An 11,219-nucleotide genomic window follows, 5' to 3' on the forward strand; every position below is an offset into this window, starting at 1 on the left:
TCAAGCGATCAGATAACTCTTTTTCATAGTATTATATTATCTTATATAGTTAAATTTTCAGCGCAAATATAAATTAGAATTAATCTAAATAAAAAAAAGATGAAAAAATATTCCAACGGCTAATCTGATGAAAACGAGGTAATCTCCGAGCTGTTATTAATAAAACGGTCATCATTTTTCGAATGAACCTATACTTTATATAGTGCTTATTCACTTGTGTATTTTAAATCCTTAAAACACTATAGTCAATATCTTGTTTGATCATTATATTTGATCAGGAAAACCAATTACACACAAAAAATTAAAAATCATGAAAATCGTTAAATTCATCCTCTCCCTTCTGTTTGGATTGATGTTTATCAATGCCGGGCTAAACAAATTTCTAAATTATATGCCTATGCCCGAACTGACAGCAGAACAAATGAAGCTATTCGGAGCTATGGCAGAGATCAAGTACCTGATACCTCTGGTAGGTGCTATAGAACTGCTAGGTGGCTTGCTTTTCATCTTTCCAAAAACAAGAGCATTGGGAGCTATTGTAATTTTTCCAATTATGGTTGGCATTATTCTTCACAATGCCATTTTCGAACCATCCGGGTTAATGATTGCTCTTCCATTTTTTGCTATTAATCTTTGGATGATAGCTGACAACTGGAACAAATATAAACCTATGGTTTGTAGTTAAGATTCATCAGATTATCAGGTAAATAGTATTTGCCTGATAATCTTAATGAAACATTTACCTCCAGCTCAATTGTGCATACACTGTATGCACATTCTCAAAAGTGCGATAAAATTGACGATACAAATTAATTTGCCTGATTGAAAACCCGCTTCCAAATTCAGGCTGTAGTTGATCGGAAAGATATTTAACAAGGAAAGTTCCATAATCTGCACGATCTTTTCCCTCTTGTTCTTCTTTAAAAATACGCTTTCCAATATGCCAATACATTAATGTCCGTTGGTGGTCAATAGCCCGTATAGCCACATCTTTTGATTGTGAAATAATGGCTTTAATATCGGTAATAATGGCTTGGTTTATAATCATATTTCAACATCAACAAACCGTCAGTTAAACTTAAACAAGAAAATATGAAGTTAAATAATTTTCTCAAAACAAAGAAAAAAATCAAAATAAATTGTATTATCACGACATTATTCTCCAATACTTAAGTGACAGAGTATTGAAAACAACTGAAATAATCAATTATAAACTAATTAATAAGCCTTTATTGATTTGCGACTAAAGGAATACATAAGATAAAACAGAGTAGGTAATATAAAAATACTTCCCAACAATAATGCCCACGCAAGAGAGCTGATAGCTCCTTCTGCTCCTGCATGTTCAACCAATGAAAGGTGCTGACCGTTTTTCAATAATATAAGATTCGGATAATGCTTGTAGGTCGCTGCAAACAAGATCATAACCACTTGAAAACCGGCCAGTATACGCATAAGGGAAATAGATTCATTACGAAAACTAATAAACAGCCATATAACCGAACAGGAAGCAAGAAAGATCGCTATCTGCCCCCAGATATCGCCCAATACCCAGTTGAGCAAAGGGATATGTGAGTAATACGCCGCTGCAAATACCAAAACGCCACAGCCCATGACCACAAATACAAACAACTTTGCCAGTCTGGTCATTAATCTTCTGTCTTCCTTTCGCTCAACCTGCCCGATAGCGAAGATCGAAGCCAGGTAACCGCATATTGCTACGGTAAACAAACCTACAGCAATACCAAACCAGTTAAACCAGCTGCTGATATAAGCTGTATAAAAATCCGTTGCCTGTGTATCAATATGACTCGAAACAGTAGATGCCGCTATAATGCCGAGAAAAAAAGGTGTTATCAGACTCGATATGGTGAAGATACGGAAGTAAATGGTTTGCATATTATCTTCTACAGCATCGTAGTTGCGAAAAGTAAATGCCGTACCTCTTGCTATAATACCAATCAGCATCATGAGCAAAGGCAGGTGCATATAGATGGACATAGTCGTATAAATCTCCGGAAACCCGACAAAAAGAATAACAATAGCAATGATAAGCCACATATGATTTGCCTCCCAAATAGGGCCTATGGCTTTATACATCAGATTACGCACCCGGGGACGGGTTTCCTTACCGGAGATCAACTCTACTATACCGGCACCAAAATCGGCTCCTCCCAGAATAAGATAGAGACAGATGGCAGCCCACAGATAAGCAATGACAACGTATAACATGATATTACTTTTTTAGTTTAAAATTAGGGTCTGTAGGATCATAGAGATGACCTACCATTGTAATCTGTCTGTACAAAAGATAAATCACAGCTATAGAAAGGGATACAAAAACAGCCGTAAATACATAAAAGGAATACGCAATTCCTGGCATTGGCGTCACCGCATCAATAGTGCGCATAATACCATATATAATCCAGGGCTGACGTCCAACCTCTGTGACTACCCATCCGGCCTCCAGTGCAATATATCCCAACGGTATAGCGATCACAAATAATCTGAATAACCAGGTGCTTTGCAACCAACTTTTTTTCCTAAACAGAGCTATAAAATATAGGATAGAAAGCAACACCAGCAACATTCCTAATCCGATCATAATCTGAAAAGCATAATGGGTGATCGCTACCGGAGGCCACTCATCCCGAGGGATATCATTCAGTCCGGTGACCGGTTTATCCATATCTCCGTAAGCCAGAAAACTTAAAAGTCCAGGCACTTTTATTCCATATTTTACTGTCCCCTTCTCTTCATCAGGGATTCCTCCTATTAAAAAAGAAGCTCTGGCTTCTGTTTCAAAATGAGCTTCCATAGCCGCTAACTTAGCCGGCTGACGTTTTCCAACGTCTTTTGCTGAGATATCACCACTGATAGGCTGCAACAGCGCTGCGATACAAGCCGCCAATGCCGATATACGAAAAGCTGCTGTGTGAAAGGCCACATTTTTTTTCTTGATAATCATAAGTGCATGTACCCCAGCGACCGCAAAACCTGTGGCAACGAAGGCCGCTAACATCATATGCAGGGCCTGCGAAAACCAGGCATCATTAAACATCGCCTGAATGGGGTCTATGTTTATGTATTTACCATCTACATAATCAAATCCAGAAGGACTATTCATCCACGCATTAGCAGCGACCACCAATATGCCAGATGCAATCCCACTGATACCGACAACCAGTCCTGTAGCCCAGTGAAACCACTTATTGAATCTGTTCCATCCGTAAAGAAAAAAACCTAAAGCTATAGCCTCAATAAAAAAGGCTGTCCCTTCCAGAGAGAAAGGCATACCAAAGATGGGACCAGCATGCTTCATAAAGCCAGGCCAGAGCAGTCCCAGTTCAAAGGAAAGCATCGTCCCGGAAACAGCGCCGGTAGCAAACAGTATAGCTACACCTCTGCTCCAGGCTTTAGTAAGACCTTTGTAGATCTCATTTCCGGTCTTTAAATACAAATAATGAGCAATACACATGAAGAAAGGCATGACCATACCGACACAGGCAAAAATAATATGAAAACCCAGCGACATAGCCATCTGCGAGCGTGCAGCAATAAAATCATCCATAGCAGAGAAAAGATTAAGAATGACACCAAAATATAGCACCAGAAATTTACAAAAGTGAATATTAAACAATTCCCTTACGGATAAACCAGCACCTTTTTATCCTGCAATTCTGATCTTTACAAGGTAAACATTCCGAAGCATTAAACCCAATTTTTTGAGATTATATTTGCCCGAATTTAGGTAAAGGGATCATTTTTTTGTCTGCGGAAATATTTTTTGTTATACCTTTGCAGCGCACATGAAAAAAGAAAGATTAAAACTCATTCCCATCGTACTTGCACTGGTTGTATTGTTACAACCCTTCAGTAGAATGGCGATGTTTATTTCTTTCAAAATAAATCAGGATTATATCTCCAGAGTTCTCTGTGAAAACAAAGATAAACCCGAACTGAGTTGTCACGGACAATGTGTTTTGATGAAAAAAATCAAAAAACTCGAGGAGAAAGAGCATAATCAGGATATGCAGATTATCAAACAGTTAAATGAACTCATCTATACACAGATCACATTTGACTGGTCACCTGCTCCCCTTATTATACCCGCAGCAGATACAAAACAGTATATAACCGACACACCGCATATGTCTTCTGCATATGCCCTTTCGCTTTTCAAGCCTCCCCGTATATCGTAATTCTTTATTATTCCATGATTCCGGGCTACATATGCCCCGGCTGCACCACTGTCCTTTTTCAGGATACTATTTTATCCATAGTATACGGCAGTGCTACCAAATGTAAATATATGTAGCTAAATATCTTATACAGATATCGGATCATGCCTTTTTGCGCACATACTATTCTGCAGCAGAAGCAGTTGCAGTATTATTATTACATTACGATATCACCATGTCTAACTCTACTTTATCTATACTTTTCGCTATCCTGATCTATTCAGGTAGTCAGACCAACGTTGTACACGCACAATCTACAGACACTATCCGAAGACTTGAAGAAGTCGTCATTAATACAGAACATAAAAAGTATAAAACTGACACCGTCACTGCCGTCACCCGCACACAGACACCTCTGTTGCTGACTCCTCAGTCTATTCAGGTTATCAGCCAGCAGACTATTCTGGATCTGCAGGCATCGACCCTCAATGAACTGTCTTCTGTCATGACAGGAGTCAAAGCCAATAGTGGAATGGGTTCTTTCAGTATGCGTGGATTCACAGGCTATTATCCTTTCGGATCCGGTTTTATTACCTTTAACGGCGTACGTGGTAATCTTTATTTATGGAGTCAGCAGCCTTTGTTGTATAATGTGCAACAGGTAGAGGTGCTGCGCGGGCCTGCAGCAGTTCTTTTCAGTGAAAGTGCACCGGGAGGTGTCATTAACTTTACAACTAAAAAACCACTGCCAGCTAAACAATTACAGTTGACGGCATCATATGGCAGCTGGGATTCCAAACGATTCTCGGCAGATATGACAGGACCACTGAGCAAAGATCGCAAATGGTTGTACAGAGCAATAGCCGGATATGATCAGGGAAATAGCTTCCGCGATTATCAGGATGTGCGCAACCTGTTACTGGCTCCTTCGCTTACATATCTTATTGATGACAAAAGCAGACTGGACCTGGAAGTCAATTATGCCTACGCTAAAACTGTGCAGCAATATGACAGAGGAACCTATGTATATACCCGTCCGGACGGCAGTTTTGACTTTAATTATTATCCAAAAAACCTGACGATACAAAGTCCAAGCGATTATGGCAAAACGCATAACACTTCAGTTACACTGACCTACGAAAACAAATTATCTAAAGACCTCAAATTATCAGTCATACAACGTTATATCAGGAGCAAATTTGATTATACAGATCACATTGTAAGCGGTATCATCCGCAATGACTCCATCAGCAGAGGCTACCAGGACTGGCTATATGATCAATACAACTGGCAGACTACGGGCTTTCTGGAATACAAAATCAATACAGGAGTTTTGCAGCATCAGGTATTAGGAGGTATAGATTATAATAATTATGGCTGGTACAAGAATGATTACAGAAATTCAGCGGCGACACGTATCAGTATTTTTAATCCGGATTATAGTCTCGATCCACCCGCAGCTAATCCTGAAAAAGATTATTATGATGACAACAAGCAACGTATCAGCTTAATTGGCTCCTATATACAGGATCAGATCAGTTATAAAAGTTTAACGCTCTTATTATCTATGCGATATGATTCTTATGACTTAGTCCGAACTCCCCTTTCAGCACGTGACAGTGAACAGGGAAATCAATCGAAGACAAGTGCATGGATACCCCGGGCAGGTTTGGTCTATGCTATACAAAAAAACCTTACTGTCTACGGAAGTTATACCAAATCCTTCACTCCTCAGAACTCTAATAGTGTCAAAAACGGAGGTCCGTTTCCCCCGCGTATCGCCACACAATATGAGATCGGAGCTAAAAGCTCCGTCTGGCAGGATCGTATTTCCCTTATGTTAGCTGCTTACAACATAGACTATACAAATATCCTTGCTGCTGCACCTACTGATGACAACCCTAATCATCAGGTTGCCATAGACGGGACACGAAGTAAAGGAATTGAAGCGACAGTGCAGGGAAGCATTCAGAATTTCAGTGTTATCGCCGGGTATGCATATAATGACCATGTACTCACTGCAGATAATACACTTGGAACAAAAGGAAGTCGTTTTCAGAATGCACCAAAGCATCTGGCTAATCTATGGTTAAAGTATAATGTACCATCTGGTCTGGCGAAAGGTCTGGGTGTCGGTGTAGGTGGCCGCTACATGAGTGATCAGCTGGGATTTCAGTCTAATCCCAAATTTATAATTCCTTCCTCTAAGGTGTATGATGCGATGATCAATTATGACAGAAACAACTGGGGGCTACAACTCAACTTTTACAACATCAGCAATGAACGGTATTTTATAGGCGGAAACTCGAGAACTGCAACTGCTTCCCTTGGGAATCCGTTTAATTTCAGAATCGGCATGAACTATACCATCAGATAATATGGCATCTTCCACTAACATATGGAGACAGTTATTCCGGTTGCATAGCATCGCCGGATTGGTTACAGGGGTCTTTTTACTCCTGTTGGGTATCAGCGGATCTGCTTTGGTATTTATGGAGGAGATAGATACAGCCCTTAATCACGACATCCTCCGTATAGAAAAAAAAGAACAAAAACTCCCTTTGAATAAGCTGTATAGTATTGCCACCTCACAATATCCGCATCTGGGAGGAATCGGATGGACCAATCCTGAAGCGCCATCAGATGAAGCATGTAACTTCAGGTTATACCTTAATGATGGCAAAGTCTACACCTATGATCTCGCTATTCTGACAGTCAATCCTTATACGGGTGCATTGATCAGATCAGGCCGGTACGATGATCTTCATTCCGGTATTATGCAATGGCTGTTTCAGTTTCACTTTTCCTTTCATCTGGGTATGCCGGGAGCATTACTCACCGCCATCCTGGGCATCACCATGCTTATTTCCTGTATTACAGGACTGATTGTGTACAGGAAACAACTCTGGAAAGTGATTACATTCAGGGTAAAAATTAACTGGAAAAATCGCAGGCGGCTCACTTCAGATTTGCACCGTATTATTGGTGTATGGGCATTAATACTTAATCTTATTATTTTCTTTACCGGATTCTGGATGAATCTGTTTGCCTTTCAACCCGAAAGCTGGGAGAAAAAGATGATAGAAAATCCGATACATAGCAGCGGATTCTTGCCTATGGATGATCTGCTGCAGATTGCGAAAAACGCCATGCCTCAATTAGCAATAGAACATATCTATATGCCTGCACAGGAAGGGCAATTGTTCAGAGTCAACGGTTCACTTCCCGGTGACAGCAAATTATTTGGAAACAGTTCATTAGCTATCAATCCGTTAACAGGGAGTATCGAAAGAAAAACTATACAACGGGAATTATCATTTTCGAAAAAGCTGGAATCGGCGATACAGCCATTACATGTGGGATCATATGGTGGCTATCCTATCAAGTTTTTATATATTCTCATCGGATTGACTCCCGGAGTATTATCTGTTACCGGATATTTACTCTATCTGAAACGAACAAAAGGAAAAGGAAAGAAAGAAGCTGCATCTGTAGCTGAACAAACAAAAAGGCGCTGTCGTTAATTAGACAGCACCTTTTTCTCTAGTCGGATTTATCGTTTATCCGAAAAAACGGATCAACACTTCTACTTTATGGCCTGTAATATGCGGTGAAAAATTTCAGTATTTTCATAATAACCTGTAAATATATCTGATCCCGGACCATATATAAATACCGGAACCGGAATACTGGTGTGGTCATTACTGCTGAAATGTCCGCGTGCATAGCCGTTTTTCTCATCACTATCCAGCAAAGTCAGTCCCCCGGTTTCATGATCTGCAGTAACGATGACCAGCGTATGTCCATCCTGATCTGCATAGCGCAGAGCCTCACCTACAGCCTGATCAAAATCCAATGTTTCCGTAATGACATACGGGAGGTCATTTGCGTGTCCGCCATAATCAATCTGTGCTCCTTCAGCCATAATAAAAAATCGTTCATGCTGTTTGTCCAATATACTTAAACTCTCTTTCAGAAGTTCCATTAATACCGCAGGACGTCCGTCTTTAACGGGTTTGGTGTATGCTGCATCCAGAAATACAATCTGTTTTTTACTGTCTTTTGCCAATTGCGCTGTATGCCCATAGGTGATACCTTTTTGCTGCATAGCTGTACGATAGTGTGTAGCCTCATCACCTTTGAACCATCCGGGAGTACCCCCTGCCAGTATATCAAATGAGGCTTCCAATGCCTGTCTTGCTATGGCGCGGGAGGAATCCCGCTCTGCAGCATGTGCATAGAATACAGCAGGTGTGGCATCCGTCAGGTCACCTGTAGATAATATAGCAGATCCCCAGCCCATTTTATAAAGACTGTCTGCCAGACTTGTCATCGGATTTCCTTCTGCATCTACAGCTATACTTCGGTTATTCGTTTTATGGCCTGTAGCGATAGCTGAACCTCCGGCTGCCGAATCTGTATTGTCCGAATTGGCTGCTTCTGTACGTGAAAGGCCTATTTTACGCATTGCAGACATATGTAGAGCTCCGTAGTTGGCTGCCATTGCAGCTTTTACCTGAGCCAGTCCCATTCCATCACCGATCAGGAGAATCACTTTCCGGATATCACGGTCAGCCCCGTCACTCTGATAGGACGGCGTATATAAGCTTTGTGGGGTTGCCTGACTAAACTGCTCATACGGTAGACGATCGATAAATCTGGCCAAAGCATCCGGTTGATCTGTATTGATCCAATAAACACCTAACTTATGGAGCTCCTGCCAGGTATTGGGGCTGTCATGGTTTCCCCAAAATCGAAAAGGTATATGTTGTTTTTCAGCAACAGCTATGGCCGCTTTGATCTTGGCTTTATCTGCCGGCACCGGAGTACCCTTTCCGTTCCAGTTGGTATACGCTTTCAGGTCGGCGCTCAACATCGCAATCCGCTTCCATTGATCTGCTGTATAAGATTGTCCTACCAGTCCATCAAAAGATATCCATTGCGGATATTTTTTAAAATCAGATGGTACAGGACGATCCCCGCTGATTACAATTCTTATGGCACCCGGATTTTTACTCCTATCTGCCAGTTCAGGACGTGAAGACAGCAATCTGATCAGCGCATCCAGTGCAGTTACATGATCTTCTTTGATATCAATCATCAGTTGCAGCTTTTTACGCCCATCTTTAAACACATGTCCCCCATTCTCTTTCATCACTTTAGTTATAGGCGACAAATAAACAGATTCCAGTGTCTTATCTTTTTTGATTTCACTCTTATCATGTGCAACATACAAGACACCGTCTCTCAAAAACACATCAGCTTCAATAGATTCCATTCCGGCATAGTATGCTTTGTAAAATGGTATATCCTGCTCATAATCATTGTGACTGTGCCCTTTGATCTTCAGGTCTGAAGTGACTGAAGCTCCTTTAAACATCAGGCTATCCAGCAGATTGCTCTGCTGCTGCCCGAAACTATAGAGGTGCGTTAACATTAACGCACCCCATATAAATATTTTCACTGTTTTTATTATCATTCTTTTTTACTTTAGAGCCGCTTTCTACCAGCCTTCATTTTGTTTGATCACTCCTCTGCTGTTATCAATCTCACGCTGAGGTACCAGCCATACATGGTGTATCTTAGGATCAAATTTTCTTGCTGCCCAGATTACTTTACCTTTTGAATCGTGCAAAGCTTTTGCATAGGTTGCTGCTGCATCTCCCCAACGAATCAGATCACGGTGACGGTCAGCAAATTCTCCGGCCAGTTCACAACGACGTTGATTTTTCAATTCCGTCATGTCAAGACCCGTTTTTGGAGTCAGACCTGCACGTCTGCGAATCATATTGAGCTGTGTATCTCCTGCTCCGCTTCCTCTCAGATTTAGAGCAGCTTCTGCCTTGATCAGCAGAATCTCCGCATACCTCATTAAAGGAACATTGAGCGAAGTTGAATTGTGGTCACCATTGGGGCTCACATATGTACCTATCGGATTGGCATGAGAGAACGGCTCCATATATTTATTAAACTGATAATCGGATAATGCTGCACTTGGAGGTGCGAAAGTGGTTTCTACACCGAAATACATAAATTTATCCCCTGGCTTCAGGATCGTAGCTTCTCTGCGGACATCTCCTGTCTCATATGCATCATACAATTCTTTTGTCGGAAGATAATAACCCCAGCCATTGTATTTTCCCCAGCCACCGTTGGTCAGCATTACGCCTGGTAGAATACTTCCCCATCCGTCCGGTCCTGCAGCGCTGCTCGTCACAGACCAGATGTATTCTGTACCATAGTTACGTGCAGTAGTGAATACATCCTTATAGTTATCCTCTAATCTTCTTTTTCCAAAATTAATAACGGAATCTGCATAAAGCTCTGCATTTGCATAATCTTTCATATACAGATAGGTTTTGGACAAATAACCCCATGCCGCTACTTTATGTGCTCTGCCCTGATCAGCAGCAGCATAGGTATCAAAGAAGGGAAGTAAATCTGCTGCTTTCTTAAACTGATTAATAGCGTGCTTATAGTTTTCAGTAATATTAGCCGCACGTGGTACCGCTTCCGTATGATCCATATTATCCACTGTCACGATAGGTACTCCCATCCGCTCATCGCCGTAATTGGCAGCCAGTTCATAATTCATCACTGCACTGTTGAAGTAAGCTTCACCAAGTACACGGTTTTTAACTGCTGCACTCATCTGAATGGCAGGAACGTACCGGATAATATCATTTGCACGTTTGATAATAATAAAACGATCTACCCAATTGTTTTCGGTGTAGGATCCGCCGATATAAGCACGGCTAAAGTTTTTCATATTATCCGCCTGCGCATTTGCCCTCCCGGTTACCATATCATCACTCGCATTGATAAACCAAAACAATCCCCTGCCGTAGAATGATTCAGACTGATCGTATAAGGCATAAAGTGCATTACTGGCACTGATCGCATCTGCCTCTGTTTTCCAGAAATTGGCTTTTGTAGGCGCACCTTCAGGTACAATATCAAGTTGCTTATTACAAGCCGTGAATAAGGATACTGCCGAAAGACCAAGCAGCATTGTTTTCTTTATATTATTTTGCATGT

At 41.1% G+C, this 11,219-nt stretch carries 9 protein-coding genes; 4 read left to right on the plus strand and 5 right to left on the minus strand.

The window, feature by feature from the left end:
* The first annotated feature begins 310 nt into the window (after positions 1-310).
* Positions 311-685 carry a MauE/DoxX family redox-associated membrane protein gene (locus I6J02_RS19360; protein WP_201679408.1) on the plus strand — a complete coding sequence of 125 codons (375 nt, stop codon included), beginning with the start codon at positions 311-313 and terminating at the stop codon, positions 683-685.
* Positions 686-739: 54 nt separating this feature from the next.
* On the opposite strand, the gene I6J02_RS19365 is transcribed toward I6J02_RS19360, so the two are convergent.
* The 3 genes from I6J02_RS19365 to I6J02_RS19375 all read right to left on the minus strand — a co-directional run bounded on the left by I6J02_RS19365 (position 740) and on the right by I6J02_RS19375 (position 3,571).
* Positions 740-1,048: a DUF1016 N-terminal domain-containing protein gene (locus I6J02_RS19365; protein ID WP_201679409.1), complete on the minus strand. Its 309-nt coding sequence runs from the start codon at positions 1,046-1,048 to the stop codon at positions 740-742.
* Between the two features lie 170 nt (positions 1,049-1,218).
* Positions 1,219-2,232 (minus strand): cytochrome d ubiquinol oxidase subunit II, encoded by a 1,014-nt coding sequence (locus tag I6J02_RS19370; protein WP_201679410.1) that lies wholly within the window; start codon positions 2,230-2,232, stop codon positions 1,219-1,221.
* 4 nt (positions 2,233-2,236) lie between these two features.
* Entirely contained in the window at positions 2,237-3,571 is a 1,335-nt protein-coding gene (locus I6J02_RS19375; RefSeq protein ID WP_201679411.1) for a cytochrome ubiquinol oxidase subunit I, read from the minus strand.
* A gap of 238 nt (positions 3,572-3,809) precedes the next feature.
* Between I6J02_RS19375 and I6J02_RS19380 the strand changes: the two genes are divergently transcribed.
* The 3 genes from I6J02_RS19380 to I6J02_RS19390 all read left to right on the plus strand — a co-directional run bounded on the left by I6J02_RS19380 (position 3,810) and on the right by I6J02_RS19390 (position 7,705).
* A complete protein-coding gene (locus tag I6J02_RS19380; protein WP_201679412.1) occupies positions 3,810-4,202 on the plus strand; it encodes a hypothetical protein in 393 nt (130 codons plus the stop codon).
* 151 nt (positions 4,203-4,353) lie between these two features.
* Positions 4,354-6,558 carry a TonB-dependent siderophore receptor gene (locus tag I6J02_RS19385; RefSeq protein WP_236582178.1) on the plus strand — a complete coding sequence of 735 codons (2,205 nt, stop codon included), beginning with the start codon at positions 4,354-4,356 and terminating at the stop codon, positions 6,556-6,558.
* Between the two features lies 1 nt (position 6,559).
* Positions 6,560-7,705, plus strand: coding sequence for a PepSY-associated TM helix domain-containing protein (locus I6J02_RS19390; RefSeq protein ID WP_201679413.1), 1,146 nt, complete (start codon positions 6,560-6,562; stop codon positions 7,703-7,705).
* Between the two features lie 62 nt (positions 7,706-7,767).
* Here I6J02_RS19390 and I6J02_RS19395 read toward each other — a convergent pair whose 3' ends face one another.
* Complete coding sequence (locus I6J02_RS19395; RefSeq protein WP_236582179.1) at positions 7,768-9,645, minus strand: alkaline phosphatase; 1,878 nt, start codon at positions 9,643-9,645, stop codon at positions 7,768-7,770.
* A gap of 39 nt (positions 9,646-9,684) precedes the next feature.
* Entirely contained in the window at positions 9,685-11,217 is a 1,533-nt protein-coding gene (locus I6J02_RS19400; RefSeq protein WP_201679415.1) for a RagB/SusD family nutrient uptake outer membrane protein, read from the minus strand.
* Positions 11,218-11,219 lie beyond the last annotated feature (2 nt).

The organism is Sphingobacterium spiritivorum (assembly GCF_016725325.1).
Taxonomy (GTDB): Bacteria; Bacteroidota; Bacteroidia; order Sphingobacteriales; family Sphingobacteriaceae; genus Sphingobacterium.

Coding starts and splice junctions, on each gene's coding strand:
- I6J02_RS19390 (WP_201679413.1), top strand. CDS start 6,560: ATGGCATCTTCCACTAACATATGGAGACAGTTATTCCGGTTGCATAGC.
- I6J02_RS19365 (WP_201679409.1), bottom strand. CDS start 1,048: ATGATTATAAACCAAGCCATTATTACCGATATTAAAGCCATTATTTCA.
- I6J02_RS19380 (WP_201679412.1), top strand. CDS start 3,810: ATGAAAAAAGAAAGATTAAAACTCATTCCCATCGTACTTGCACTGGTT.
- I6J02_RS19400 (WP_201679415.1), bottom strand. CDS start 11,217: ATGCAAAATAATATAAAGAAAACAATGCTGCTTGGTCTTTCGGCAGTA.
- I6J02_RS19370 (WP_201679410.1), bottom strand. CDS start 2,232: ATGTTATACGTTGTCATTGCTTATCTGTGGGCTGCCATCTGTCTCTAT.
- I6J02_RS19360 (WP_201679408.1), top strand. CDS start 311: ATGAAAATCGTTAAATTCATCCTCTCCCTTCTGTTTGGATTGATGTTT.
- I6J02_RS19375 (WP_201679411.1), bottom strand. CDS start 3,571: ATGGATGATTTTATTGCTGCACGCTCGCAGATGGCTATGTCGCTGGGT.